Raw genomic sequence first — 26,904 nt, 5'->3', positions numbered from 1 at the left:
AGTTATTGTTATAGTTTAATTAAGTAATGTAAAAAAATAAAGTGTGCAAAAATATTGAATCTCATTTATATTTCTAACAATGAACTTGCAAAACAACGTTATAAAAATGATAATAAGTAAAACTTTGACATTTTAATAACGAATGGTTCATTAAAGGCAAATTAATTTCAGCCCCACGGGAGGTTAAATTTGACTTTTTTAGTATAAACGTATTAAAGTCAAAAATATGAAACTAATTTTTTTATTGCAAATTGCCTGCCACGTTCTTCAAAAATGTTACCAAAATAGGTCTGAAAAGACTTTTTGATGCGATTCAGCTGCGCTTGTTGGTTTCGCTGTCTGCCAGGCCCTCCAGGTAAAAATGCTTTTTTAATACCCAAAGGGCTTTGCAAATTTCATCTGCTCTTTTCGCTACAGCATGCGTTTCGTTTTTGTGTAACATTTTAATTACAATAAGTCAACATGGCTTAGTACTATGCCAAAATGAGATAGGATTTTTTCAAAAAGGCAGGCTCCGTTTTACTGCGCGGTCAGCTCCACCAGGCTGCTGCTCATGGGCAGGGGTTTGCCTGTGGTCATGCCCAGACCGATCTTCATTAAATAATCACCGCTAAGAATTTTTCCATGTTCTGTAAGCGCCGATTTTACACCTGGCATCAGGTTGATTTCTGTGATCAGGTAACGTTTGGAGGCATCCAGGCCTTCGAGTTTTACTTTTCCAAAAATCTCTCTGGAGCGTGGGTTTAAGTTGTAGTAAAACAGCAGGGCTTTGTCTTTTGTCTTGCTGGCATACAGCAGGGCCGCCCGGTTGCTTTGATATGGGGAAATGAGTCTGTACTGGTCTCCCTGCCAGATCAGGGGGCTTAGTCTTTTGTAATTGGCCACGGCATTGTGGCTGAACTGTAATTCCTCGGGTTTAAAATCGCTGACCTTAATGTCATAGCCCAGTTTACCCATCATGGCCACATCTGTGCGGAACTTAATGGACTGGGTTTTGCTCCAGGAGGTCACATGGGCAGCAATGGAAAGTGCCGGGAAAAACTGGGAATACCCCCACTGGATGTAAATCCTGTCCAAACCGTCGGTATTGTCGCTGGGCCAGAATTCCGTGAAATAACGCAGGGCGCCATAATCTGTTCTGCCACCACCACCAGAACAAAGCATAATAGGCAAATGCGGGTACTGTTTGCGGATCCGCTCCATGACTTTGTAAAAACTCCGGGTATAGTCTATATAAAGCTGGGACTGTTTGTCTTTCAGGTAGGGCGACCAGGTATTGCTCATGGTCCGGTTGCAATCCCATTTGATAAAGGCAATTCCCGGATTTTTACGCATCATATCGTCCACCAGTTGGTACACAAAGTCCTGTACTTTGGGGTTGCAAAGGTCTAAAACCAGTTGGTTGCGCTGGTAATCTTCCTCGCGGTTGGGCAGTTTCAGGATCCAGTCGGGATGCTGCTGGTACAATTCACTTTTTGGGTTGACCATTTCCGGTTCCAGCCAGATTCCAAACTTTATGCCTTTGTCTGTGGCGTTTTTAACCAGGTAGCCCAGTCCGGATGGCAGTTTACTTTTGTCTTCCTGCCAGTCGCCCAAACCTGCTTTGTCGTTGTTGCGCGGGTATTTGTTTCCAAACCAGCCATCGTCAAGCAAAAACAGGTCTACCCCAAGTTTAGCTGCCCCGTCAAATAAGGCCACCAGGCTTTCCTGGTCAAAGCGGGTTCCGGTGGCTTCCCAATTGTTCAGCAGGGTCAGGCGCGGCTGGTGCCCGTCCATCAGACCGTAATTTCTGGCCCAGTCGTGCATGTTTCGGCTAATCTGACCTTTACCGGCTGCCGAATAACTAAAAATAAAAGCCGGTGTGCTGAAATTTTCACCAGGGGGCAGCTGGTATTCAGATGCATAAGGATTGATTCCGGAAATGGCCCTGAGGGAGTTTCTTTCATCTATTTCAAAGAGAAACTGATAATTTCCGCTCCAGGCCAGTGTTCCTCCGATCACTTCGCCCTGATTTTCCTCTGCCGGACGGTTTAAGGCCAGGAAAAAAAATGGAGAACGGTATTTGTTGGTCCTGGTGCCCAGTTTGCTGTCTATAATTTTAATACCGGGGCCAAGGCGGTTTTCGGTCTGGGCTACTTCTTTAGCCCAATCTCCGGTATACTCGGTTAGCCAATATTGCTCTGCATCAAAATGCAGCATAGAGGAGGCGTAGTTTTTTAAAGTTACGGTCCCTTTTTCATGATGTTTAATTTCAGTCCATTGTTTAATGACATCCTGGTTGGCATAGGATTCAAAAAACAAGGTCACTTCCAGCGGGTACTGTGGGTCTTTTAGTTGTATGGTGGTTAAGGTGACGTTTTCGTCTTTTTTCTGACTTTGCAACTCACTGAACTGCAGGTCCAGCGAAGGGTTCCCATCGGCATGGCCCAGGCGTATAGCAGGCTCAAATTGATCGGCCATACCGCCGGAAATAAAGGCATCATGGGTTTTTGCGTTTAGTGAGGCCAGCTCTTCCTCGTGCAATAGCCTGGCGCCAAAATAAACCTGCTCCAGTTTTTTACGGGAATTGACTTTAAACACCAGGCTGCTGCTTTTGGTGCTGATGACAATGGGTTTATTGTTTTGCGCATCAGCAGACAGGTTAAAAATCAGGAACAGGCAGAGGATAAAAAAGACATTTTTCATAAAATCACATCGCGCTGGTTAAACGCCAGGTGAAGCTATAGAAATGCGCGTTAAAAACAAAAAAAGCACCGAAATGGCCACTTTAGGAGGATCAAAAATGTTACCTTGATAATTGAGGCTTTTTTGCTATTTTAACCAGTTTTTTCCTTCGGTAAACCGGGTAATGAGCATGGTGGCCACATTATCGCCCGTAGCATTTAATAAGGTTGCCATGGGATCAACCAGGGTACCTATAATCATAGCCGGGGGCAGGGCCTCGGGAGGAAAGCCATAAGCGGAAATGAAAAGCAGCTCACCAACATAGCCTCCATTGGGAATGCCACCTTCTACAATGCTCACCAGAACGGTCATGCCCAGGGCCAGCAAAATCACATCGGCGCTGTTGAAGCTTTTACCAAACATGGCAAATACAACGGCCATTTTTACAATAGAAGATACACTTGAACCATCTTTATGCAGGGTCGCTCCCAGGGGAATGCTTACATTGGTAATGTAATCGGGGATCCCCATTCTTTTACAGGCTTCCAGGTTTGCCGGAATGGTGGCGATGCTGCTACAGGTACCTACTGAGGTGGCGGAAGGGATGAAGTTGGCCGGCCAGAAGCGCCGGAGCCCTTTCATTCCGCCGGCAATAAAGGCGTAAAGACTAAAGAAAAAAACAAAATAGAAAGCACAGACCCCATAGTACAGGCCCAGTGAGCGCGCATAGGTGCCAAATAATTGCGGGCCAAAAACGCCCACCTGGTAGGCAAAATAGGCGCCTAAACCAATAGGCCCCAGTTTCATGATCAGGATAAATACCTGTTTAAAAACTTCATTTCCTGCATGCAGAAAACGGGTAAAGGCGGCTGCTTTTTCTCCCGCCCGAAGGGTGGCAAAGCCAATGATCACGGAAAAAATAATCATGGCCAGCATGCTTTTTCTGGACAGCAGTTCATAGAATTCGCCCGTGGTGAGCAAGCGGGTGACTTCTTCCCCAAAGGGCTTTTTTTCAATATGCTCGGTGAGCGGAATCACTTTGATCTGCTCGTGGATGGGAAAAATATGGATAGCAAGAATGGTCAGCAGGGCAGAAATCAGTACAGTGGCCAGAAAAACCAGGGACATCACACCCATCATGCGGCTTAGTTTATTGGAGGGATTTAAATTGGCCAGCGAAGAACTGATGGCAAAAAACACCAGAGGCACCACTGCGGTAAACAAAAAATTCAGAAAAATATCACCAATAGGTTTTAAAACCTCTACTTTTTTTCCAAAGATCAAACCTAAAATACTTCCTGCGGTTATACCTATCAGTAAATAGATGATGCCTTTGTAATTTTTAAAAAAATTATTCATTTTATTTTTTGTTCCTAAGGTGAAAGATATTGCTAATTTTAAATTAAAAAAAATGTCCCTGAAATAAAGCGTTTTCAGGGTTGCAGAAAAACAGCTATCAATGGACTGGATTTTAATCGGAGAAGTCTTATACGGGTTAATCACCGGCGCAGTTTGTCTGCGTATTATTTATGATACCAGTACCACCAGTAAAACCCTGGCTTATTTACTGATGACCATTTTTCTGCCCATTGCCGGAATGATCATTTATTTCTGCGTGGGGACCAATTACCGGAAGCGGAAGCTGTACAGTAAAAAAATTACCGAAGATGAACTGCTGCTCAAAGAGATCAGAAAAAGGATATACCGTAAGTCTGAGGGGGTGTTGGCGCAGGATATTGCTGAAGTGGACAAATACAAGAAGCTGGTCAGGTTGTTGCTCAACAGCAGTTTAAGCCAGCTCAGTGAAGGCAACCAGGTCACCTTGCTACTCAACGGGGAACAGAAATTTCCGGAGGTACTAGAGGCATTGAAGCAGGCCAGGCACCACATTCATATTGAATATTATATTTTTGAAGATGAGCAGATCGGCAACCAGATCAAGGACATTTTGATTCAAAAAGCGAAAGAAGGGGTGCAGGTCCGTTTGATTTATGACGATTTTGGCAGCCGTTCCATCCGCAAGCACCTGGTGCCAGAGCTGCTGGAGGCGGGGGTCATGTGTTATCCTTTTTACAGGATTTTGTTTATTGCCCTGGCCAACCGGATTAATTACCGCAACCACCGCAAAATTATTATTATAGATGGCACTACGGCTTTTACGGGTGGGATTAATGTGAGCGACCGCTACATCAACAGTCCGGAAAATACAAAACAGCTGTTCTGGCGGGATACGCATATGAAAATTGTTGGAGAAGGGGTGTATTACCTGCAATACCTTTTTGTGTGCGACTGGAATTTCTGTGCAGACGAGGTACTGATCCCCGAGCGCGATTTTTTTGCCCCGCCACCTGCTTTTGAAGGCAAAGGTGCCGTGGTCCAGATTGCAGCCAGCGGGCCGGATTCCGATAACCCGACCATATTGTTTTCCCTGTTGGAGGCCATCAGTACGGCCGAAGAGGAAATCCTGATCACCACTCCTTATTTTATTCCGGGGGAAAGTTTGCTGGATGCGCTCACGGTATCGGCCCTGAGTGGGGTTAAAGTAAAACTACTGGTCCCAGAAACTTCCGATTCCTGGACGGTGGATTTTGCAGCGCGTTCCTATTATGGTGACCTTCTTGCCGCCGGGATAGAAATTTACAGATACACCAAGGGTTTTATCCATGCCAAGACCCTGGTGTCCGACGGGCAACTTTCCATTATCGGGACCGCCAATATGGACCACAGAAGTTTTGAGCTGAATTTTGAAGTGAACAGTATTGTCTATGATGCCGGTTTTGGGGCAAAATTAAGGGAGGTGTTTTATCAGGACCTGCAAGATGCGGTTCAGATTGATGGGCAGGAATGGGCCCAGCGTTCTTTTTACAAAGAGTTTCCCGAAAAGGTGGCGCGCCTGATGTCTCCTTTGCTTTAAACAAAAATTCCGCTGCAACCCGGGCTTGTAAAATGAAAGTAATTTAGCGGTTTAAAGGAAAACTTTTGGGGGACGCCGGATGTTAAATAAAGGTTTAATCTAATTAAAAAACCATGGAGAACAACAGTCAACTGGAACAACATGCAATCAATACGGTGAGGCTACTGGCCGTAGACGGGGTACAAAAAGCAAATTCAGGGCATCCGGGTATGCCTATGGGCGCAGCGCCGATGGCTCATGTGCTGTACACCAAATTCATGAATTACAATCCAAAAAATTCACACTGGCCCAACCGCGATCGCTTTATTCTTTCTGCAGGCCATGGCTGCATGCTCCAGTACAGTTTACTGCATTTAACTGGTTATGACATTAGCCTGGACGATTTGAAAAATTTCCGGCAGCTCAACAGTAAAACACCGGGCCACCCGGAGTACGGCCTTACCGATGGTATTGATGTAACCACGGGGCCTTTGGGCCAGGGTTTTGCCAATGGGGTTGGTTTTGCCATTGCTCAAAAGCATCTGGCGGCCCGCTTTAACAAACCCGGTTATGAGCTTTTTAATTATAAAATATATGCCATTTGCAGTGACGGGGACATGATGGAAGGGGTGACCTCGGAGGCGGCTTCCCTGGCCGGGCACCTGGAACTGGGCAACCTGATTTACCTGTATGATGACAACCACATTTCCATTGAGGGCAGCACAGATATTGCCTTTACCGAAGACGTGGGTAAACGTTTTGAAGCCTATAACTGGCATGTGCAGGTGGTGGAAGATGGCAACGACATCAATGCCATAGAACTGGCGGTCCGCAATGCAAAGGCAGAAACTCAAAGGCCTTCGTTAATTAAAATAAGAACTCAAATTGCTTATGGAAGCCCCAATAAGGTGAATACGGCTGGTGCCCATGGGTCCCCGCTGGGGCCAGATGAAGTGAAGCTGGTGAAAGAAGCTTTTGGTTTTGATCCGGCAAAATTCTTTGAGGTTCCGAAAGAAGTTGCTGCTTTTTACCGTGCTGCCGGCGAAAAGGGAACTGCGGCCGAAAAACAATGGGACCAACTTTTTGAAGACTATAAAAAGAAATTTCCGGAGCTGGGTAAAGCCTATGAAGAAGCCTTGAAGGACCAGTTGCCTTCGGGCTGGTTGAAAAAACTGCCTGTTTTTAGCGGACCAGACAAACTAGCCACCCGGCAGGCTTCCGGTAAAGTATTGAATGCCATCGCTGCAGACCTTCCCGGGCTCATTGGCGGGGCAGCAGACCTGGCGCCTTCCACAGAAACCAATTTAAAGGACTACGATTCTTTTACTTCCGAGCAAAGGGCCGGGCGGAATTTCCATTTCGGGATAAGGGAACATGCCATGGGTTCTATTTTAAATGGTATGGCCTTAACCAAAGGCATCATTCCTTTTGGGGCCACTTTTCTTATTTTTTCTGAATACATGCGGCCGCCCATCCGTTTGGCGGCCATTATGAAAATCAGGCCGATCCTGGTGTATACCCATGATAGTATTGGATTGGGGGAAGACGGGACAACGCACCAGCCGGTAGAACAGCTCATTTCCCTGCGGTCTATACCAAACATCACCCTAATCCGGCCGGCAGACGCCAATGAAACTGCCCAGGCCTGGAAAGTGGCTATAGAACATACCGACGGACCTGTGGTGCTGGTGCTCACCAGACAAGGTTTACCGGTGCTGGACCAGCAGAAATATGCAAAAGCAGAAGGGCTGGAAAAGGGCGCATACATTTTATCGGAGGCTAAAGACGCGAAACTGATTTTGGTTGGAACAGGATCGGAAGTCAGTTTGCTGTTGGAGGCGCAGGAGAAATTAAAATCAGAAGGTATCGCGGCAAATGTGGTGAGCATGCCTTCCTGGGAACTGTTTGACAAACAAAGTAAAGCCTACAGGGAAAGCGTATTTCCAAAGGGCCTGAAAAAAAGGCTGGCCGTGGAGGCGGGATCGCCATTGGGCTGGGATAAATACATCGGAGATGAAGGTGAAACCATTGCCATGACCACTTTCGGGGAATCTGCCCCGGCTGCAGAGCTGTACAAGGTGTTTGGTTTCACTGTAGAACATGTGGTAGAAAAAGCCAAAGCAATGTTAAAAAACTAAAAACATAAATATGAAAATTGGAATAGCCGCAGATCATGGTGGTTTTGAACTGAAAGAAAAGTTAAAGGTTTATTTAAAGCCCTTAGGGTATGAAATAGAAGATTTTGGGGCCTTTGAACTGGATGCTGCAGATGATTATCCCGATTTTATTGTGCCTTTGGCCAGGGCATTGGCCGAAGGCGCTGTTGAGCGTGGTCTTGCCGTTTGTGGGAGTGGTGTAGGGGCTTCTGTTGTGGCCAACAAAATTTCCGGCGTGAGGGCTGCTTTAATCACCGAGCATTTTTCGGCGCACCAGGGGGTAGAGGACGATGACCTGAACATGCTGTGTCTGGGTGGCCGAATTACAGGTTATGTTGCGGCGCAGGAGCTGGCCCAGACCTTTCTGGAAGCCAGTTTTTCGGGGGCAGAAAGACATGTGAGAAGACTGAATAAAGTTCGTATATTGGAGAAAGACAATTTAAAAGCATGAAGAATACAGACATCAGGATACTCTTTTTTGATATCGGGGGCATCTTATTGAGCAATGGTTGGGGCCATGAATCCAGAAAACTGGCTGCCGAAAAATTCGGGCTGGATTACAATGAGGTCAATGCCCTGCACAATTTTATTTTTAACGTGTACGAAATTGGAAAAATAAGCCTGGACGATTATCTGGATACGGTGATCTTTAATCAGCCCCGGGAGTTTTTAAGGGAGGATTTTAAACAATTTATTTATGCCCAGTCTGTTGAACTTCCTGAAATGCTGGAATGGCTCAAACACTGGAAAAAAGATTGTGGTTTCCGGATCATTTCGGTAAACAATGAAGGTAAGGAACTGAACGATTACCGGGTGGAAAAGTTTAAACTGCACCAGTGTTTTGATGCTTTTATCTCTTCCTGCGAAGTAAAAATGAGAAAACCTGATCCGGGTATTTTTCAGCTGGCCATGGGTATTGCGCAGGCAGTCCCCGAGCAGTGCGTTTATTTTGATGACCGTATTATGTTTGTACAGGTGGCACAGAAGCTGGGCATCCGCTCTTTTCAGCACACCAGTTTTGCCTCGACCAAAAAGATATTGGAGGGATTGAAAAAAAACAACCTGCAGTTTTTGTAGGGTTTGGTATTGATAAACAGCAACTTGCTGCAGATTTGTTAAAGGGATAATGGACAGTGCTTAAGCTCAAATGAATAAGTTCTAATCCAAATCTTTTGTGCAAATTTGCGTTTTAAATGCTTAATGGCAAATGCACGATAAACAGATTTTTCAAACTGATACCAAAAAACGGTGGATCACTTTTCAGTGGGTCACCAGAATTATTATAATTGTATTCCTGCTTGCGGTTGGAAGTGTGGCCTACACGCTGCTTTCCGGGGGCAGTCCGGCACTTCCGATTATCAATACCAATACTGCACTGAGTAAAAAACAGCTGGACAGGATCAAAAAATCAACCCGCTACAGTGATTTTAAGGTACAAAAAGAAACTTTACTCAAAATACAGAAAAACCAGCGCCTGCAACGGCTTAAGCACCCGCACAATAAAGCAAGGATCAATGCCGGCTTTTATGTAAACTGGGACCCGCAATCACTCGTAGACCTTCAGGAAAATGTGAAAAGGCTCGACATGGTGCTTACTGAATCCTTTTTCCTGGTCCGTGGTGCAGATACCTTAAGGGATATGGTGGATAAACAGGCCATTGCCACCATTAATAAAAATAAAAAAGTTGGCCTGGCCATGATCTCCAATTACAATAAGGATCATTTTGACGGTGAAGCGGTACACCAGCTGCTAAAAAATAAAGACCTGCAGAACAGGTTTATTAAAAACCTGATTGTAAAATTAAAACAATACAACTTTCAGGGGGTCAATGTCGATTTTGAAGAACTCAAAGAGAAAACCAATGAATCGCTGATTGCCTTTCAGAAAAATTTGTATACCCAGTTGCATGCCCAGAATTTACTGGTCACCATGGACATTTCACCGGATAATGAAGATTATGTACCGGAGATCCTGGAAAAATACAATGACTATATTTTCCTGATGGCCTATGATCAGCACAGTGAGATGAGCAATGCGGGCGATATTTCCCATCAGATCTGGGTAGAGAAACAGCTGGATAATATTTGCAGTAAAATTTCCGGAGATAAGGTGATCCTGATTCTGGCTTGTTATGGCTATGACTGGCCGGACCAGAGTGTGGGTAAAAATGTAACTTATCAGCAGGCCATCGCCAATGCGAACCGTTACAATGCAAAGATTAAATTTGACCCCGTTTCTGCCAATCTGAGTTACAGTTATGTAGATGAAGGCCAGTTGAAACACCAGGTGTTTTTTACCGATGCGGCAACCAATTTTAACCTGATCCGCAAAGCGGATGACTGGGGCATTGCCGGGGTGGCCATTTGGAGGATGGGCGCAGAAGACCCAAGGCTCTGGGAGTTTATCACCAAAAACCTGAGCATTGATTCGTTGAAAAGAACAGGGATCAGTTTAAGGCGCCTGACACATATTGGTTTAAATGACCGTGTCGATTATGCCGGAGAAGGGGAGATTTTGGATTTGGTGTCCACACCAAAAGAAGGAAAAATTGACATCAAACTCGACAGCACCAATTTTATGATCAGCACTCAGGATTATGTGGTGCTGCCGACCAAATACACGATCAGAAGATACGGGGCTGCAGAGAAAAAAATCGTACTGACCTTTGACGACGGACCTGATCCGGTTTATACCCCGCAGATTATAGACATTCTGAAAAAAAACAAAGTGCCGGGAAGCTTTTTTGTGGTGGGGATTATGGCCGAACAGAATATGGACCTGCTGCTCAGGGAGTTTAATGAAGGCTATGAAATAGGAAACCATACCTTTTTCCATCCTGATATGTCGCGTGTGGGGCCCCAGCGGGTAAAATTTGAACTGAATGCCACCCGCAAACTGATCGAATGTATTACGGGCCACAGTACCATTCTGTTCCGTCCGCCTTATAATGCCGATGCAGAACCGACCAAGTCTGCGGAAATTCTTCCTGTGGCGCAAAGCCGTGCTGAAAATTATATTAATGTTGGGGAATCGATAGACCCGCAGGACTGGCAACCGGGAATTACAGCAGACCAGATTTTTAATGCTGTAGTTCAGCAGAAAGATAAAGGTAATATTTTGCTCTTACACGATGCCGGTGGAAACCGGCAGGCTACAGTGGATGCCCTGCCCAGGATTATAAAATATTTTAAGGAAAATGGCTATGAGTTTACCACCATTGCCAACCTGATTGGTAAAAAGAAAGAAGACCTGATGCCTGCTTTGAAGTCTGATGCAGACAGTGGGTTTAGTGGTTCGGGCGATTATATCTTTTTAACCGTTTTGTCCTATGGGAACCTGGCCCTGAACTTTATTTTCGTAGTGGCCATTATTTTGGCCATTTTAAGGAGTTTGGTGATTGCCGTATTGGCTGTGCGTCAAAAAATGGCCTCTAAAAAGGAAAGGAAACTACTGGTTGAAAATCCATCTGAACTGGTGAGCGTCATTATTCCGGCCTATAACGAGGAAATTACTGCTGAGCAGACTTTAAACAGTCTTTTAAAGACGACTTATCCGAATGTGGAGTTTATTTTTGTTGACGACGGTTCAAAAGATAATACCTACCAGCTGATCTTGGAAAAATTCAAAGACCACCCTAAAGTGAAGGTCTTTACCAAAGCGAATGGGGGAAAAGCCTCTGCATTGAATTTTGGAATTGCCCAGGCCAGCGCCGATTATGTGATCTGTATAGATGCCGATACGCAGCTGAAAGCCAATGCAATTACAGAAATGATGCGCTATTTCTATATAGATGAAATTGCAGCAGTTGCCGGAACAGTGAAAGTGGGCAATGCAAACAACATTATTACCAAATGGCAGTCCATTGAATACATTACTTCACAAAACATGGACAGGCGTGCATTTGACCTGCTCAATACCATTACAGTTGTACCGGGGGCTATCGGGGCTTTCCGTAAAGGGGTCATCAAGGAGGTGGGTGGCTTTACCACCGATACTCTTGCGGAAGACTGTGATCTGACTATGCGGATTCTAAGGGCAGGTTATGTGGTTAAAAATTGCAGTGAGGCCGTTGCCTATACCGAGGCACCTGAAACGGTGAACATGTTGCTGAAACAACGGTTAAGGTGGAGTTTTGGAGTGATGCAGAGCTTCTGGAAAAACAGGGACACCATGCTGAAAAGGAAATATGGTTATTTTGGAATGGTGGGGATGCCGAATATCCTGATTTATCAGGTTATTTTGCCTTTGTTTTCTCCGCTTGCAGATTTCTTTATGTTGCTTTCCCTGATTGGTGGGTTATTTTCTCTGGCTTCAGTGAATTCGCTTTCCTGGGCTGGGATACAAAGCATTATGAGCCTGGACAATGGTTTTGGTCAGGTATTGCTGTTTTATTGCATTTTTATTGTGGTAGATATGCTGTTTGCCTGGTTTGCTTTCCGTATGGAAAGGGAAAAATACAAAAACCTGTTGTACATTATCCCTCAGCGCTTTTACTGGAGGCAGTTGATGTATATTGTGCTGTTCAGGTCTTTAAGAAAAGCATTAAGAGGAGAGCTTGAGGGCTGGGGCGTATTGAAACGGACAGGTAATGTGAAGGAAGAGGGCGGATAGGAAATTTTCCTGTCCGGGGCTAAAAAAAATATAAGTTTTGTATCTGTCCGAAGATCAGTGTTTTATCAGCTTAAAATCGTGAATGGAGACAGTTCTAATGAAAATTAAACAGGGTACTTAACATTAACTTAACATACCAAAGCGATATTTGCATATGTTTATATATGTTCTAGCGGCAACATTTTACCTGTTTGCCCTCATTGCTGCTTTTAAAATGGAAAGTCCTCTGAAGGGGATTTTGTTTATGCTGGTTGTTGTAGGGGTAACAGGACTTTTATATTTGTTTATTTTATTTCCAGGTATTTCCGGGCTTTCTGTAACCTTAATGCTTGCAGCCTTTATCCTTAAGCAGGGTAGGCGATAACCGGGTAAAGATCTTTCATAAAAAAAGACCGGCTTTCTACAAGAAAGCTGGTCTTTTTTTATACCATTAAGTCTGAATTATTTTTGCTTTTAGAATTGGAATTTTTTAGGATCAAAACTGTTGACCTTAAGTGCAATTTTAGTGGCATCGGTTGCATTAACCAGACCATAAGCCAATACACTGTAATAAATACCGTCTTTAAACTCTACATTTGGCAGGGTGGCCAGTACAGCACCGGTTGTGGTGTTTTTTAAAGTCAGGGTAACACCGGTTCCAATCGGGGTTGCTTTAAAGTCTGTATTGCCTTTGTAAGCCACATTTTCCAGTTTGGTGGTGGCATCGCTGGAAATTTCAACGTTTACGGCCGGAGCATCCGGAGAAAGGTTCAATAAACGTACAGCAGATTTTCCGGTGGCCAGTGTAATCCCGACATTCCTGATGAGCAGATAGTCCATGCGTTCTTTTTCTGCTTTGTCCCCAACAATATAACCTGAGTAGATATTTGGTGATTGAAGTGCTATCGTTTTAGCAAAAAGAACAGTTGTGCTGCCTGATAAAGTTACAGCAACCTGTCCATAACCCTGACCAAATCTGAAAAAATCAGTGGTATTCTGACCAAAGGAAAATGGTGTTGTATTTAGTTTTACAGGCGGATTATCACCGACATAGACATCCAACGAACTTGTGCTGACCAAAGCATTGAAAGTTTCCAGGTAGGTTATGGCAGGGGTATACACATAGTCTTTGTTTTTACTGCAGGAGCTAAATGCCAATGCAGCGGCAACAGCACTGAACAATACAGATTTCCTGAAAAAATTAGTAAAGGTTAATGGGGATCTCATAATCAATATGTTTTAATTTTATTAAATGTGTTTAAGACTAAAACGGGAGCCCGTTTGAAAACGCTACAATTTTTTTTTAAAAAAATATAGCCTGGTTAAAATGTGACGGCAAGAGATTTTTTGTGTTCTTTTTGATGAAGGGATTTTAAGGTTGTTTTTTGAATAGAGAAAAAGAATAAAAAAGATGAACTATTTTTGTAGCGTTTGTCTTCTTACACCCGTTTAGGGGTATACAAGTTCCGAAATCAGAGTTCCGGGAAAGCAATAATTAAACTACAGAAAGACAGGCCCAGCTGCGTGGAGAAAAAAAATATACTGTTCCGGGATATTATAAAGGGCCTTAAGGCCCGAGATCAGCGCATACAGGAGCCTATATATAAATATTACTGGGGTTATCTGATGGGCGTTGCTGTGCGCTATATCCAGGACAGGGATGTGGCCAGGGAGGTGGTGAACGATGGTTTTGTAAAAGCCTTTAAACATATGTACGATTTTAAACATAATGGCATTTTAGAAGACTTTGAAAAAACTTTTAAAGCATGGTTGGCCAGAATTACGGTCAGAACAGCACTGGACCTGATCCGGACAAATAAGTCGCAGCTGAGCTTTGTAGAAAATTATGAAGGGATAGAGATAGATAATGTACAGGTTTCAGATGCCCTGCACGTAGAAGATATTATGAAATTACTTTTTCACCTTCCGGACCTGCACCGGACGGTATTTAATATGTACGAAATAGAAGGTTTTAGTCATGAGGAGATTTCCAGCAGTCTGGAAATACCGGAAAGCTCCAGCCGGACCTATTTGAGCAGGGCGAAACAAAAATTGAGGGAGTTGTATTTAAAAAATCATTCACTGGCAAATGGAAACCCCGGATAAGAAAGAATTGATTGAAGAGATCTCAGCGCTCTTCCATGCCCATGAAGAGATTTATGAGCAGGGGGCCTGGGAGAACTTTGTGAAAGAAAAGAAGAAGAAAAGGATATTATTGCCCTGGATCGGGGTTGCTGCTGCGTTATTGCTCGTGTGTTCGGTTGTGCCTTTTGTATGGAAAAAAGACTTTGCATCTGGCCCGGAAATGGTGAAAGGCACCTTGAAACATCCTATAGAAACTTTGCCAAAAACTGCCGCCCCAGGACCTGTTGATTTGGGAACAAGAGTTACTGCGCCCAAAACAGACCCATCGGGTGTTGAAAGTACTGTAGCTGTAGGACAGGTATTTGCAAAAAATAAAAATGTGACAACCATGGGCAAGGTGAAGCAAGGGAAAGCGCTTCATGAGTACAATGTAATGGCCAAAGCTGGTGTGGAAAGATCGCTGATTGCTGCTGCGGGGACGGTAAAACCGGCAAATGATCAAATTGTGCAGGAGGGAAAACCGGTTGAAACAAGGGTTAAAACAGCAGCGGTTCCTGAAAAAAATACAGATGCTCAGCAAGCAATTGCACAGAACACAAAGAATCCGTCTGCTGCTGAAGAAAAGCAGCAGAAAAAAGAAAAAGATTTTCTGGATTTTCTGAAGGCAGAGAGCAGGAAAAAAGAGCTGGCCGCCCAGAAAGACAAAGCGAAAGAAGCAAAATGGAGTTTTGGATTGGATGTTTCCCCTGGTCTGATGCAGTCTAAACTGAGCATGAGCGGAGGTTTTAGTACAGAGCTTAAACTGGCCGGGAAGTTTTCCCTGAGTTCTGGAATTTCCTATACCGCTCTGAACGCAGGAAATCTGCCCTCAGCAGGTAATCCGTCTCTGAACAGTGCTTCCCCGGATGGGGGGGGATCTGCTGCGTATAGTTTGACCTCCTCCAATACCACCATCAAAAGAAAATTGGTTTCTATAGACGCCAGGATCCGGGCGATAGATGTTCCGGTGTCGCTGGTTTACCATTTGAACAAAAAAATGTATGTCTCGGCGGGGATTTCTTATTTTGGAGTGTTCAGTGAAGAACGGAATACGAATTATACGACCGAAACCATTCAGAACAAAACCTATCAGGACCTGAGTACGGGCCAGATCCGTACTGCAGAGCAGGTGGTGACCGGAGAAAGTAAAAGTGTTTCGGAAACTACTCCTCTAAAAGGCAACAGCTACATTGGATTTTTTAATTTTTCTACCGGACGCAAGCAGCAGATTTCACCAAAAAATTACCTTATTCTGGAACCTTTTATTAAAGTTCCTATCGGAAAGTTGTCACAGGATGAACTTCGCTTGACCAATGGCGGACTAAGACTGAAGCTTACGTTTTAGGAAGTATTTTGCGGTTTTCTGCGGTAAATTTTCTTTTTTGTACCAGAGGAATTTTTTCTTTTTTGTACGGGATTTGTAATTTCCTGAACAGAAATACAGTAAAAACGCTGTAAATAGAAAAAAAATGTCTACTTTTGGACCGAATTTGAATTTCGGTCTGTTTTGTAGGCCAACTCATGGAAAAAGACGAACTGGTCATAACGGAAATCCTAGCAGGTGCCAAGAAACTCTTTGGCAAACATGGTTTAAAAAAAACAACCATGGAAGAGATTGCTATGGCCGCCGGCAAGGGCAAGAGCACACTTTACTATTATTTTCCAAGCAAAAAAGAAATTTTTGAATCCGTAGTGGAAAGCGAAATGAAAAATGTCGTGAAGAAACTTCGGGAGGCTGTAAATGCTGCGTTTACTGCCAGAAATAAACTTAAAGCCTTTTTAAAATCGCAGATTACTGCGATTGCAGATTACCACTCGTTTAAAGAAGTGGTGCTGGAGGATTCTTTGGAAAGCCTAAAAGTATTGGTGTATCTTAAGTCCCGGTATGAACAGATCCAGATCGATATGATCCGTGAAATTTTATTGGGTGGTGCGCAAAGCGGGGAATTCAGAGATCTCTCTTTGGTGAAAATGAATAAGATTGCCTTTATGATGGTGACCGCTTTCAGAGGACTTCATTATCCATTGAGCATAGAGAGTGCTGAGTTTGAATCAGGAGAATATTTTGACGAAATGATCGATCTGCTGATTGAAGGGATCGGCAGCCGGAATTCATAAAACATTAGACTAAAAAAGGAAAACAGTCGGGAGATTTGTGATAGAGAAAATATATAAGAATAGCTTTAAACAATAAAAAGGGAAAACTCAAGGGGATTTTTTTATTTGACAAAAATATTATAGACCAAAATATAGATAAAGTCGGGTAATGAATTACTTTTGTTTCATCTTAAATTAACATATTTTTAATATATTAGATCGAGTTTTGATTGGACGGATACGGTCTGATCGGACGTAATAACAGAATATTATGAACCCCGCTGAAGTAAAAAATACATCATTCAGGCATGCGTAAAAAATTACACGATAGGATTGCATCATTCAAGGATGCAAATGCAATCAAAGAGAAAGGTCTTTATCCTTATTTCCGTTCTATTGAATCGGCACAGGATACAGAGGTGATCATTGATGGCAAAAAAGTATTAATGTTTGGATCTAATTCATATTTAGGATTGACCAATCACCCAAAAATTAAAGAAGCAGCAAAACAGGCAGTAGAAAAATACGGTACCGGATGTGCTGGGTCGAGATTTTTGAATGGTACACTTGATATTCATCTGGAACTGGAAAGAAGGCTGGCGAATTATGTTGGGAAAGAAGCTGCTGTTTTATTCAGTACAGGCTTCCAGGTGAACCTTGGCGTAATTTCCTGTTTACTGGACAGGAACGATTACCTGATCCTGGATGAGTATGACCATGCTTCTATTATTGATGGCAGCAGGCTTTCTTTCTCGAGGTCTATTAAATATGCTCATAATGACATGGACGACCTGAGGAAAAAATTAAGCCGTTTGCCGGAAGATGCAGCAAAATTGATTGTTGCTGATGGTATTTTCAGCATGGAAGGGGATTTGGTCAATTTGCCGGAAATTGTAAAGATTGCAGAAGAGTTTGGTGCGAACATCATGATGGACGATGCCCACAGTCTTGGGGTAATTGGTTTTAACGGATCAGGAACAGCTTCACATTTTGGACTAAATGATCAGGTAGACCTGATTATGGGTACGTTCAGTAAATCCCTGGCTTCATTGGGTGGTTTTATTGCAGCCGACGAGCAGACTGTTGAATATATTAAACACAGGGCCCGTTCATTAATGTTTAGTGCAAGTATGCCTCCAAGCGCAGTTGCAAGTGTGATCGCCGCACTGGATATTATTGAATCAGAACCGGAAAGAATTGATAAACTTTGGGACAATACCAATTATGCAAAAAAATTACTTTTAGAAGCTGGTTTTGATATTGGGGCGACAGACAGCCCGATTATCCCTGTATACATCAGAGACAACGATAAAACTTTCCAGATTACAAACATTCTTCACAACAATGGGATTTTTGTAAATCCGGTAGTTTCTCCGGCTGTTCCTTCGGATTCTTCTCTGATCAGATTTTCTTTGATGGCCACACATACTTTTGCACAGATTGAAGAAGCTGTGGATAAATTGTATGAGGCTTTTAAAGAAGTACAGCTGACTCCAGTTAAAGTTAGTTTATAATCTCGCAGGATTGAGATGACCATTGAACGCTATGGGCATGGTTATTTCGGTCCTCAACGGATTCACCCGGCAAACGAACCACAATAAATAAAAACTGATGAAACGTATAGTTGCCGTTAATGGCAAGAAGGAACTTGGAACTTTTATTGACTTTCCACACGAATTATATAAACAGGACCCGAACTATGTGCCTGAATTATTTATTGCACAAAGGGATTTGCTAAGCCCGGGAAAACATCCTTTTTTTAAGCATTCTACCCTGCAAACCTTTCTTGCCTATGACGGAGACAAGGTTGTGGGCAGAATTGCTGCCATTCAAAACAACAACCACAATACCATAAATGGAGCCAACGATGGCTTCTTTGGTTTTTTTGATTGTTATAACGATCAGGAAACTGCGGACCTGTTGTTGAATACTGCGGCAAAATGGTTGAAGGATAAAAAACTGGACAGTATGATCGGACCGGTGAATTTTTCAACCAACGAAATCTGTGCTTTACTGATCCAGGGCTTTGATGGCCCTCCGGTAGCCATGATGCCTTACAACAAACCTTATTATTTACAATTGCTGGAAACTGCCGGTTTTCATAAAAAGGTCGATTTAAGGGCTTACCGTTTTACGGCAGGCAATTACAATGACCGTTCTTCCAAACTGGTTACTGCCCTTGAAGAAAGGCTCACCAGAAGCAATATTATTATCCGCAAAATTGAGGTTAAGAATTTTAATAAGGAAGCGGAAGCCATCCGGGAAGTGTACAACAAAGCCTGGGACAAGAACACGGGTTTTGTGCCGATGACACCCGATGAATTTGATTATACGGCAAAAGATTTAAAAATGATCCTGGACCCTGATTTTTGTCTGTTGGCAGAACAGGAAGGGAAAATTGTGGGTTTCGCTTTGGCGGTTCCTGACATCAACCAGGTTTTGATAAAAATCAAAAGAGGAAGGTTGTTTCCAACAGGTTTGTTTAAACTATTGACCCAAAAGAGTAAAATACAAGGCATCCGGATTTTATTACTGGGTGTGGTAGATGGTTACCGTAAAATGGGTATAGAAGCCTGTTTGTATGGCCGGATCATTCAGTCTTTCCAAAAAAAGAAAATGACCTATGCAGAGGCTTCCTGGACCCTGGACCATAATGAAATGATCAATAAGCCGATTGAGCAGATTGGTGGGGAGTTGTACAGGAAATACAGGATCCTGGAAAAAGCGATATGAAGAAAAAGGTGTTAATTACTGGTGCAAGCGGTTTTGTCGGCTACCACCTGATTACTGAGGCCCTGGCCGCAGGATTAGAGGTGTATGCAGCTTTACGTCCCAGTAGTAATGTAAAGCACCTGGAGGGCCTTCCGATCCAGTATGTAAATCTGGATTTTTCTTCGGTCGATGCCTTGAAACAAGAAATTGAAGAAAAAAAGTATCCCTATATCATTCATGCGGCAGGGATTACCAAAGCAAAGACGACAGACATTTACAATAAAGTGAACGCAGAATATTCCAGGAACCTGGCACAGGCAGCGATGTCATTGGGTGATGGTCTTGAAAAGTTTGTTTTTGTGAGCAGTCTGGCGGCAATGGGCCCTTTAAAGGATTTATCCGGGGAAATTGAAGAATTGTCATCCGCCAGGCCGGTAACCAGTTATGGTAAAAGTAAATTGCTTGCCGAACAATTTTTAAAGGAAATACCGGGTCTACCCCTGGTGGTCATCAGACCAACAGCGGTATACGGGCCAAGAGAAAAGGATATTTTTATTTTGTTTAAAAGCATCAGCAGGGGACTGGAGCCTTATATTGGCAGTTTTCCTCAGCAGCTGAGTTTTGTATATGTTAAAGATCTTGCAGGTCTCATTGTGAAAGCCTTGGGATCGGGTGTGATTAACAAAAGCTATAATGTTTCTGATGGAGAAGTTTATGGGAGGTACGCCTTAGGGGACCTGACAAAAAACTTGCTCCATAAAAAAACGTTTAAATTCCATTTACCGGTAGGAGCGGTAGATGCCCTGGCTTCTTTAATGGAAATGATGTACAGGGGAAGTAAAGACACTCCTGCCCTGAATAAAGAAAAAATGGCAGAACTTACTGCGGTAAACTGGGCCTGCAGTATAAAAAATGTAAAAAATGATTTGGGATATGTGCCCAGGTTTAATTTGGAACGGGGATTGACAGAAACCCTGAAATGGTATAAAACAAATCATTGGTTATAAGCGTATTAATAATAAGTGCACCTGAATGTTGTTTCATAAAATTACATCGACCAGCTTTGGCATAGGTTATATCGGAAAAGGAGCGGGCACTGCTGCTGCAGCGGTGACTTGTCTGGTCTGGTATATGACCCAGTCTGGGGGTGCCCATTTTTTACCTGCGCTGGGGATTACCCTGGCGATTTCTCTTTTAGGGATCTGGTCTGCAAATAAAGTAGAGGTGATCTGGGGCAAAGACCACCAACGGGTCGTGATTGATGAAGTAGCAGGGATGTGCATCGCTTTATTATGGGTACCGGTTACCCCGGTTAATGTACTGATCGGACTGGTCCTTTTTCGCTTCTTTGATATTGTAAAGCCCTTATATATCCGTAAACTGGAAAAACTTCCCGGAGGCTGGGGGGTGATGTTTGATGATATCCTTGCCGGAATTTATGCGAACATCCTTTTACAAATTATTTTAAAACTTAGAATCACTTAAATATGGCGACTTTTTTAAAGGCTCAGGTCGCCTCTTTATCGGCGTCAATCTTTGACTTTCTTACCACATTAGTCTGTACGCAGTATTTGCACTTCTGGTATGTGCTCGGTAGTGCAACCGGTACAACGGTAGGCGGAATTATTAATTTCAGTATGGGAAGACATTGGGTATTCGGAGCTGCACATAAAAGGGTCCATCACCAGATCTTAAAGTACATTATGGTCTGGGGCGGAAACTTACTATTAACCACATCAGGGGTTTATCTGGTGACACATTATTTAAATATTAACTATATTATATCTAAAATTATCGTTACCTGTACCGTAGGGGTAACGTATAATTACCTGATGCAAAAGAAATTTGTATTCGCATAAGCAATTTACACCCATGAAGAAACAGATCAATAGAATCATATATATACTCGGACTGCTGCTGCCCCTGACGGCATGGTCTGTATCGGCCCAAACCGTAGTTTCCGGTGTGGTCACCGATTCCAAGGATAAAGACCCGCTGCCTTATGTAACGGTGTTGTTTAAAGGAACCAATATCATTACCAAAACAGACGGTGATGGAAAGTTTAGCATCAGCACTTCAGAAAGCCATACCCAGTTGCAATTCAGTTTTGTAGGTTACAAAACTAAACTGGTTGACATTAAAGCGGGTCAAAGCCAGAACATAATGGTAAAACTGGATCCGGAGGCCACTTCTTTGAACGAGGTGGTGATCAGCCGGGGTAAAAGGCCATCTTATAAAAACAAAGGGAACCCTGCTGTAGAGCTGATCCGTAAGGTCATTGACCATAAGGAAGCCAACCGTATGGAAAGCTATGACCAGGTCCAGTTTAAGCAATATGAAAAGATGATCTTTTCGATGAGCAATCTTTCTGAGAAATTTAAAAATAAAAGGCTGTTCCGTAAATACCAGTTTCTTTTTGAGGAGCAGGATTCATCAAAAATAGGAGGTAAAAACATCCTTCCTATTTTCATTGAAGAAAAGCTTTCCCAGAACTATTTTAACAAGAACCCGGAGAAAAACAAAACCATTATCCTGGGTGAAAAAACAGTAGACTACAACAGCCCGCTGATTGATAATAAAGGTTTGAGCCAGTATTTTGAGCGGATGTATGCGCACATTAATATTTATGATAATAATATTTCGCTGCTGAGCAATGAGTTTTTAAGCCCAATTGCGGATGCTTCCCCAACATTTTATAAGTTTTTTATCACAGATACCATTAAAACACATAGTCCTCAGCTGATCGAGTTGTCCTTTATTCCAAGGAACAATACCGATATTTTGTTTGAAGGAAAGATTTACATTACAATGGATGGGCGTTATGCGGTTCAGGATGCTTTTTTAACGGTCAACAAAAACATTAACCTGAACTTTGTACGGGCAATGGAAGTAAAGCTGGATTTTGATAAGGCACCTGATGACCGTTATTACCTGAGTAAAACCCGTTTGCTAATGGATTTTGGGATCAACAAAAACAAAGGTGGTGGTTTTACAGGAGAAAGAACGGTTACCGTTAAAGATTATCAGATCAATGTAAAGCAACCGGAAAGTGTTTTTCAGGGACCAAAGGTTGCCATTGTACCCGAGGCAGATAAACGTTCGGAGCAATACTGGACGGAAAACCGTTTGGATACTTTAACTGCTGCCAACCTGAAAATTTACAAGAATATTGATACCCTGTCCAAAATGAGTTCTTTTAAAAAGACCATGGACCTGGTGACCTTATTGTTTGCCGGTTACAAAGACTTTGGACCTTTTGAGGTTGGGCCGGTAAACACTTTTTACAGTTTTAACAGCACCGAAGGTTTAAGACTGCGTCTTGGAGGAAGGACCACGCCGGCATTGAGCAAAAGGTATTATTTTGAGACCTATGCCGCTTATGGTTTCAAGGATGAGAAATGGAAGTACTTTTTAAGTGCCACTTATTCTTTGAACAATAAATCTATTTATTCTTTTCCTCAGCAATACATTAGGGGAAGTTTTCAGCGGGATACCAAAATTCCGGGACAAGAGCTGCAGTTTGTGCAGGAAGATAACTTTTTGCTGTCTTTCAAAAGAGGGGAAAACAATATGCTCCTGTACAATGACTTTTACAGACTGGAGTTCATGAATGAATTTGAAAACCATTTTTCAATCAATGTACTTTTCAAAAAATGGAACCAGAAACCCGGAGGAAGTCTTTATTTTAACAATATTGTAAATGGCCAGCCCAATGTGGTGGACCATTTAAATACCACCGAATTAACCGTTGGCCTTCGTTATGCACCAAATGAGAAATTCTACCAGGGAAAAATATACAGGATTCCAATTTTTGACCGTTACCCGATCTTTAACCTGCGTTACACTGCCGGTTTAAAAGGGGTATTTGCAGGAGACTACAACTATCATAACATTTCCGGAAGCATAGACAAACGGTTTTACCTTTCGCAGCTCGGTTATGCCGACATCACAGCAGAGGGAAGCTATATTTTTGGAAAAATACCTTTCCCTTTAATGGACATTCACCGGGCGAACCAGACTTATGCTTACCAGCTGAACTCTTATAACCTGATGAATTTCCTTGAATTTGTCTCGGATCATTATGCGAGTGTAAATATTGATCAAAATTTCAACGGATTCTTCTTTAATAAAATACCTTTGTTAAAGAAATTAAAATTAAGAGAGATTGTTTCCTTTAAAATCCTTTACGGTGGGATCAGGAATGAGAATAATCCGGTCAATGACCCTTCTCTGCTGAGCTTTCCGGTAAACAGCGCAGGCGTGGCCACCACTTATTCTTTAGGTAAAGAGCCTTATATGGAAGGAAGTGTGGGAATTGGAAACATCTTTAAAATTTTAAGGGTGGATATGGTGCGAAGGTTTAGTTACCTGGATCATCCTGTGGTATCCAAATATGGGGTGCGTGCAAGGGTGAAATTTGATTTTTAAAAAAATAATAAAGAATAGATGGCTGCTATAACTTTAAGAGATCGTCTTCAGCAAGGGATTTATGTGGTGATTAACCCTTTTGTAAAAGGGCTGATCCGTATGGGACTGACCCCCAATGCGGTGACGACTATTGGTTTGATTTTAAATATTGGCGTTGCGGTAATTTTTATATTCGGTGCTGAAAGAAGCAACAGAGGGGACCTTTCTTTTGTAGGATGGGGCGGAGCACTGGTGCTTTTTGCAGGCCTTTTTGATATGCTCGATGGCCAGGTCGCCCGTTTGGGAAACATGAGCTCCACCTTTGGGGCCCTGTATGATTCTGTGCTGGACCGTTACAGTGAACTGATTATGTTTTTGGGCATTTGTTATTACCTGGTTTCCCATCATTATTTTCTAAGTTCTCTTTTTGCCTTTATTGCATTGATGGGTTCAATGATGGTGAGCTACACCAGGGCCAGGGCTGAAGGCTTGGGCATTGAATGCAAGGGCGGGCTGATGCAACGCCCGGAGCGTGTGATTACCATAGGTGTGGTGGCCATCGCTTGTGGGGTAACCGGACATTTTATAGGAGGTGATTACAAAATTTATGTTCCGGGGATTTCCTTTCACGTTTTTGAAACCATGTCTATTTTCACCATCCCGATTACCATTATGGCCTTTATGACCAATATCACTGCGATTAACCGTTTAAGAGATGCAAAAAAAGCACTGATGTTAAGGGACCAGCAACAGAAAAATTCTTTTAAAGGCACAAAAGTTTTAGTTATTGCCGGTTTGCTGATCAGTTCTGTTTTTGCTCAGGTTTCAGTAGGGCATGCCCAGGATAAAAGCGATCCTTCTCCTTTGAAGTTTCCTACGCCCAAGGGCATTGCCAATCAGCTTTTTTATTTACAGCGTGACCCGAATACCAATACCATTATCTGTGAGCTGAATGTCAATTCGAAAGGAGAGGTGGATAAAGAGGAGCCGATTAAGGTGTATTGGATCCGGTATCAGGACAATGGTGAAAAAAAAGACCTGAATTATATACAACGTAAATTTGCTTATGGGATCCGCTCGGAAGCGATTGGAAACGATCAGTACAAACTTCATTTTGTGTCCTACAAAAAGTTCCCTATGTATTTGATGCGATCAGAGCAGGATAAAAAATATCATGTTTACGTAACGGTCAACAATAAAAAAATTGAACTGGAAAGAATTTTTGTGAGAATTGAAGGCGGTTCTTTCTGGGTACCGAATGTGAAATATGTTGAAGTGAAGGGTACCCATGCCGGAACAGATACACCGGTTACAGAGCGCTTAAAGGTTTAGCTGTTCCCCTGTTTGTGATTTGAATAATTTACCCCCCTTCTGGGTTTTAGACTGGTATCCTGGTTTAAAATGCAGATAAAAATAAATACCAATGAAGAAAAATTTTGTTTCGAATTCTTCTGAGTCTATCAGAATGTTCAAAAGTGGATTTTTAGAAAGTTTATCAAAAGTTAGTTTTTATGTACCGCTGATTGTGTACGTACCTGTGATATTGTACCTCTGCTGGAAAGCATTGTTCGAGTTGAATATGGGCATATTGAGTTTTGCCGGTTACCTGCTGCTTGGCCTTTTTGTCTGGACGTTTACCGAATATGTGCTGCACCGTTACGTTTTTCATTTTTATCCCAAATCGGAGTGGGGCAAAAAAATACATTTTATTTTTCACGGGGTACACCATGACTACCCTAATGATGCAAAACGTCTGGTGATGCCACCTTCAGCAAGTATCCCTCTGGCCCTGGGTTTTTATTTTCTGTTTAAATATTTGTTGCCGGCCGGAACGAATGATGCCTTTTTTATTGGTTTTATTGGAGGCTACCTGGTATACGATATGACGCATTATGCCTTGCACCATGCGAATTTTAAAAGTGGCTTCTGGAAAAAATTAAAGCAACACCATATGCTGCACCATTATTCAGATTCGACCAAAGGATATGGGGTGAGTTCAGACATCTGGGATAAAATTTTAGGCTCCAATTTTTTAAAGAAAAAGGATGTCTGAAAATTTACCGGTTAAGCTGCCACTTTTTACCGCTAAAAATTTAATAGCAACCACAGCCGTTTCCATTTTTTATTTGCTGCTTTCTTACGTTCTGGTTGGATTTAAATCCGATCAGCTGGTGCTTATTGCCATTTTTAACGGCTGCTTTTATGCCTCAGATGCAACCCGGAAATTTATTCTGGGTTTTTCGATCTTTATCGTTTACTGGATACTGTTCGATTACATGAAGGCTTTTCCAAATTACCGTTATCAGCAGGTGAGCATAGAAGGGCTTTATCAGTTGGAAAAGCATATTTTTGGAATTCATAGTGGGGGAAGCCTGTTGACGCCGAATGAATATTGGCTCGCCCACAGCAATACGCTGATAGATGTAACAACGGGTTTCTTTTACCTGATGTGGGTCCCTGTCCCTTTGGCTTTTGCAGCGTATTTGTTTTTCAGGAACCGGGAGCAGTTTCTGTTGTTTTCCTTGACTTTTGTGCTGGTCAATTTATTGGGATTTGTGGTGTATTACATCTTTCCGGCTGCACCTCCCTGGTATGTACAACTGCATGGTTTTAAATTTATCGCACATACCCCTGGCAATACAGGCGGCTTGATCCGCTTTGACAGGTTTTTCAATTTCTCTCTGTTCCAGTCTATTTACAGTAAAGGCTCCAATGTATTTGCGGCAATGCCGTCTTTGCATTCTTCCTATCCGGTAATTGTTTTGTATTATGGTCTTAAAAATAAGCTGGGCCTGATCAATGTCTTTTTTGCTGTGGTCATGATTGGGATATGGTTCACCGCGGTCTATACCAGTCACCATTACGTACTGGATGTCCTGGCCGGAATTTGCACCGCCTTTGCAGGCATATTTCTTTTCAACTGGTTGTTTAAGCATGCAAGATTAAACAACTGGATTGCACGCTTTTCCAGGGGGATAGCTTAGTTATATGTGCTCTACATGATCTTCGAAATCTTCTGAATCTCTAACGAAACGGTTTCTGATACTGGTATTTACCCTTTCACTGACCCTGTTGCCCAGGTCCCGGAATGGGAGCGGCATTTCCCTGATTTCTTCAGGATCGGAACTTGATTTTAGATATAAAGCAATTGCGGCACCTGCTGCAATACCTGCCAGGAAACCTATAAGTGTAGCGGAACTTCTGCCCATAAAGTTTAGGAATTAATATAGGCTAATAACGGTTTAAATCCTGTATTTGTT

Annotated in this window: 22 protein-coding genes; 17 read left to right on the top strand and 5 right to left on the bottom strand. The window is 42.7% G+C overall.

Annotated elements, in window-relative coordinates; genetic code table 11:
• Positions 1 to 313 precede the first annotated feature (313 nt).
• The 3 genes from B0O44_RS25275 to B0O44_RS03720 form a co-directional block, all read right to left on the bottom strand.
• Positions 314 to 442, bottom strand: a complete 129-nt coding sequence (locus B0O44_RS25275) for a hypothetical protein (RefSeq protein WP_262512042.1) — start codon at positions 440 to 442, stop codon at positions 314 to 316.
• Positions 443 to 519: 77 nt separating this feature from the next.
• Positions 520 to 2,685, bottom strand: a complete 2,166-nt coding sequence (locus tag B0O44_RS03725; protein WP_110827328.1) for an alpha-galactosidase — start codon at positions 2,683 to 2,685, stop codon at positions 520 to 522.
• Between the two features lie 126 nt (positions 2,686 to 2,811).
• Complete coding sequence (locus tag B0O44_RS03720) at positions 2,812 to 4,023, bottom strand: dicarboxylate/amino acid:cation symporter (protein ID WP_110827550.1); 1,212 nt, start codon at positions 4,021 to 4,023, stop codon at positions 2,812 to 2,814.
• Between the two features lie 100 nt (positions 4,024 to 4,123).
• Between B0O44_RS03720 and cls the strand changes: the two genes are divergently transcribed.
• The 5 genes from cls (at position 4,124) to B0O44_RS03695 (ending at position 12,325) form a co-directional block, all read left to right on the top strand.
• A complete protein-coding gene (cls, locus tag B0O44_RS03715; protein WP_110827327.1) occupies positions 4,124 to 5,578 on the top strand; it encodes a cardiolipin synthase in 1,455 nt (484 codons plus the stop codon).
• A gap of 113 nt (positions 5,579 to 5,691) precedes the next feature.
• Positions 5,692 to 7,695: a transketolase gene (gene tkt / locus B0O44_RS03710; RefSeq protein ID WP_110827326.1), complete on the top strand. Its 2,004-nt coding sequence runs from the start codon at positions 5,692 to 5,694 to the stop codon at positions 7,693 to 7,695.
• A gap of 10 nt (positions 7,696 to 7,705) precedes the next feature.
• The gene (locus B0O44_RS03705; protein WP_110827325.1) at positions 7,706 to 8,164 is read left to right on the top strand and encodes an RpiB/LacA/LacB family sugar-phosphate isomerase; all 459 of its coding nucleotides are present in this window, start codon (positions 7,706 to 7,708) and stop codon (positions 8,162 to 8,164) included.
• Positions 8,161 to 8,790, top strand: a complete 630-nt coding sequence (locus B0O44_RS03700; RefSeq protein WP_110827324.1) for an HAD family hydrolase — start codon at positions 8,161 to 8,163, stop codon at positions 8,788 to 8,790. Before B0O44_RS03705 ends, B0O44_RS03700 begins: the two co-directional genes overlap by 4 nt.
• A 130-nt stretch (positions 8,791 to 8,920) precedes the next feature.
• A complete protein-coding gene (locus B0O44_RS03695) occupies positions 8,921 to 12,325 on the top strand; it encodes a glycosyltransferase (RefSeq protein ID WP_110827323.1) in 3,405 nt (1,134 codons plus the stop codon).
• Positions 12,326 to 12,778: 453 nt separating this feature from the next.
• Here the strand turns inward: B0O44_RS03695 and B0O44_RS03685 are convergent, their stop codons facing one another.
• The gene (locus B0O44_RS03685) at positions 12,779 to 13,531 is read right to left on the bottom strand and encodes a DUF4397 domain-containing protein (RefSeq protein ID WP_110827321.1); all 753 of its coding nucleotides are present in this window, start codon (positions 13,529 to 13,531) and stop codon (positions 12,779 to 12,781) included.
• 297 nt (positions 13,532 to 13,828) lie between these two features.
• Here B0O44_RS03685 and B0O44_RS03680 point away from each other — a divergent pair, with 297 nt between their 5' ends.
• The 12 genes from B0O44_RS03680 to B0O44_RS03620 all read left to right on the top strand — a co-directional run bounded on the left by B0O44_RS03680 (position 13,829) and on the right by B0O44_RS03620 (position 26,628).
• A complete protein-coding gene (locus tag B0O44_RS03680) occupies positions 13,829 to 14,410 on the top strand; it encodes an RNA polymerase sigma factor (RefSeq protein WP_110827548.1) in 582 nt (193 codons plus the stop codon).
• On the top strand, positions 14,394 to 15,773 hold the full coding sequence (locus tag B0O44_RS03675; protein WP_110827320.1) for a hypothetical protein: 1,380 nt from the start codon (positions 14,394 to 14,396) through the stop codon (positions 15,771 to 15,773). Before B0O44_RS03680 ends, B0O44_RS03675 begins: the two co-directional genes overlap by 17 nt.
• Positions 15,774 to 15,949: 176 nt before the next feature.
• Positions 15,950 to 16,546 carry a TetR/AcrR family transcriptional regulator gene (locus B0O44_RS03665; protein WP_110827318.1) on the top strand — a complete coding sequence of 199 codons (597 nt, stop codon included), beginning with the start codon at positions 15,950 to 15,952 and terminating at the stop codon, positions 16,544 to 16,546.
• A 287-nt stretch (positions 16,547 to 16,833) separates the two neighbouring features.
• The gene (spt, locus tag B0O44_RS03660; RefSeq protein WP_110827317.1) at positions 16,834 to 18,039 is read left to right on the top strand and encodes a serine palmitoyltransferase; all 1,206 of its coding nucleotides are present in this window, start codon (positions 16,834 to 16,836) and stop codon (positions 18,037 to 18,039) included.
• Between the two features lie 97 nt (positions 18,040 to 18,136).
• On the top strand, positions 18,137 to 19,258 hold the full coding sequence (locus tag B0O44_RS03655) for a GNAT family N-acetyltransferase (RefSeq protein WP_110827316.1): 1,122 nt from the start codon (positions 18,137 to 18,139) through the stop codon (positions 19,256 to 19,258).
• Positions 19,255 to 20,244: an NAD-dependent epimerase/dehydratase family protein gene (locus tag B0O44_RS03650; RefSeq protein ID WP_110827315.1), complete on the top strand. Its 990-nt coding sequence runs from the start codon at positions 19,255 to 19,257 to the stop codon at positions 20,242 to 20,244. The genes B0O44_RS03655 and B0O44_RS03650 overlap by 4 nt, the downstream gene beginning before the upstream one ends.
• Positions 20,245 to 20,269: 25 nt before the next feature.
• A complete protein-coding gene (locus B0O44_RS03645; protein WP_110827314.1) occupies positions 20,270 to 20,722 on the top strand; it encodes a phosphatidylglycerophosphatase A family protein in 453 nt (150 codons plus the stop codon).
• Between the two features lie 2 nt (positions 20,723 to 20,724).
• The gene (locus B0O44_RS03640) at positions 20,725 to 21,096 is read left to right on the top strand and encodes a GtrA family protein (protein WP_110827313.1); all 372 of its coding nucleotides are present in this window, start codon (positions 20,725 to 20,727) and stop codon (positions 21,094 to 21,096) included.
• Between the two features lie 13 nt (positions 21,097 to 21,109).
• Positions 21,110 to 23,665, top strand: a complete 2,556-nt coding sequence (locus B0O44_RS03635) for a DUF5686 and carboxypeptidase-like regulatory domain-containing protein (RefSeq protein ID WP_110827312.1) — start codon at positions 21,110 to 21,112, stop codon at positions 23,663 to 23,665.
• Positions 23,666 to 23,683: 18 nt separating this feature from the next.
• Positions 23,684 to 24,976: a DUF4833 domain-containing protein gene (locus B0O44_RS03630; RefSeq protein WP_110827311.1), complete on the top strand. Its 1,293-nt coding sequence runs from the start codon at positions 23,684 to 23,686 to the stop codon at positions 24,974 to 24,976.
• A 91-nt stretch (positions 24,977 to 25,067) separates the two neighbouring features.
• Positions 25,068 to 25,697 (top strand): sterol desaturase family protein, encoded by a 630-nt coding sequence (locus B0O44_RS03625; RefSeq protein WP_110827310.1) that lies wholly within the window; start codon positions 25,068 to 25,070, stop codon positions 25,695 to 25,697.
• Positions 25,690 to 26,628 (top strand): phosphatase PAP2 family protein, encoded by a 939-nt coding sequence (locus tag B0O44_RS03620; protein WP_110827309.1) that lies wholly within the window; start codon positions 25,690 to 25,692, stop codon positions 26,626 to 26,628. Before B0O44_RS03625 ends, B0O44_RS03620 begins: the two co-directional genes overlap by 8 nt.
• On the opposite strand, the gene B0O44_RS03615 is transcribed toward B0O44_RS03620, so the two are convergent.
• Complete coding sequence (locus B0O44_RS03615) at positions 26,629 to 26,853, bottom strand: hypothetical protein (RefSeq protein WP_110827308.1); 225 nt, start codon at positions 26,851 to 26,853, stop codon at positions 26,629 to 26,631.
• Positions 26,854 to 26,904 lie beyond the last annotated feature (51 nt).

The organism is Pedobacter nutrimenti, from assembly GCF_003208655.1.
GTDB lineage: Bacteria > Bacteroidota > Bacteroidia > Sphingobacteriales > Sphingobacteriaceae > Pedobacter > Pedobacter nutrimenti.
Note: the sequence above shows the minus strand (reverse complement) of the source record. Positions and strands in the feature narration are given on the sequence as shown.

Coding starts and splice junctions, on each gene's coding strand:
- B0O44_RS03620 (WP_110827309.1), top strand. CDS start 25,690: ATGTCTGAAAATTTACCGGTTAAGCTGCCACTTTTTACCGCTAAAAAT.
- B0O44_RS03655 (WP_110827316.1), top strand. CDS start 18,137: ATGAAACGTATAGTTGCCGTTAATGGCAAGAAGGAACTTGGAACTTTT.
- B0O44_RS03725 (WP_110827328.1), bottom strand. CDS start 2,685: ATGAAAAATGTCTTTTTTATCCTCTGCCTGTTCCTGATTTTTAACCTG.
- B0O44_RS03635 (WP_110827312.1), top strand. CDS start 21,110: ATGAAGAAACAGATCAATAGAATCATATATATACTCGGACTGCTGCTG.
- B0O44_RS03705 (WP_110827325.1), top strand. CDS start 7,706: ATGAAAATTGGAATAGCCGCAGATCATGGTGGTTTTGAACTGAAAGAA.
- B0O44_RS03625 (WP_110827310.1), top strand. CDS start 25,068: ATGAAGAAAAATTTTGTTTCGAATTCTTCTGAGTCTATCAGAATGTTC.
- B0O44_RS03645 (WP_110827314.1), top strand. CDS start 20,270: ATGTTGTTTCATAAAATTACATCGACCAGCTTTGGCATAGGTTATATC.
- B0O44_RS03665 (WP_110827318.1), top strand. CDS start 15,950: ATGGAAAAAGACGAACTGGTCATAACGGAAATCCTAGCAGGTGCCAAG.
- cls (WP_110827327.1), top strand. CDS start 4,124: ATGGACTGGATTTTAATCGGAGAAGTCTTATACGGGTTAATCACCGGC.
- B0O44_RS03695 (WP_110827323.1), top strand. CDS start 8,921: ATGCACGATAAACAGATTTTTCAAACTGATACCAAAAAACGGTGGATC.
- B0O44_RS03720 (WP_110827550.1), bottom strand. CDS start 4,023: ATGAATAATTTTTTTAAAAATTACAAAGGCATCATCTATTTACTGATA.
- tkt (WP_110827326.1), top strand. CDS start 5,692: ATGGAGAACAACAGTCAACTGGAACAACATGCAATCAATACGGTGAGG.
- B0O44_RS03700 (WP_110827324.1), top strand. CDS start 8,161: ATGAAGAATACAGACATCAGGATACTCTTTTTTGATATCGGGGGCATC.
- spt (WP_110827317.1), top strand. CDS start 16,834: ATGCGTAAAAAATTACACGATAGGATTGCATCATTCAAGGATGCAAAT.
- B0O44_RS03615 (WP_110827308.1), bottom strand. CDS start 26,853: ATGGGCAGAAGTTCCGCTACACTTATAGGTTTCCTGGCAGGTATTGCA.
- B0O44_RS03650 (WP_110827315.1), top strand. CDS start 19,255: ATGAAGAAAAAGGTGTTAATTACTGGTGCAAGCGGTTTTGTCGGCTAC.
- B0O44_RS03675 (WP_110827320.1), top strand. CDS start 14,394: ATGGAAACCCCGGATAAGAAAGAATTGATTGAAGAGATCTCAGCGCTC.
- B0O44_RS03640 (WP_110827313.1), top strand. CDS start 20,725: ATGGCGACTTTTTTAAAGGCTCAGGTCGCCTCTTTATCGGCGTCAATC.
- B0O44_RS03685 (WP_110827321.1), bottom strand. CDS start 13,531: ATGAGATCCCCATTAACCTTTACTAATTTTTTCAGGAAATCTGTATTG.
- B0O44_RS25275 (WP_262512042.1), bottom strand. CDS start 442: ATGTTACACAAAAACGAAACGCATGCTGTAGCGAAAAGAGCAGATGAA.
- B0O44_RS03630 (WP_110827311.1), top strand. CDS start 23,684: ATGGCTGCTATAACTTTAAGAGATCGTCTTCAGCAAGGGATTTATGTG.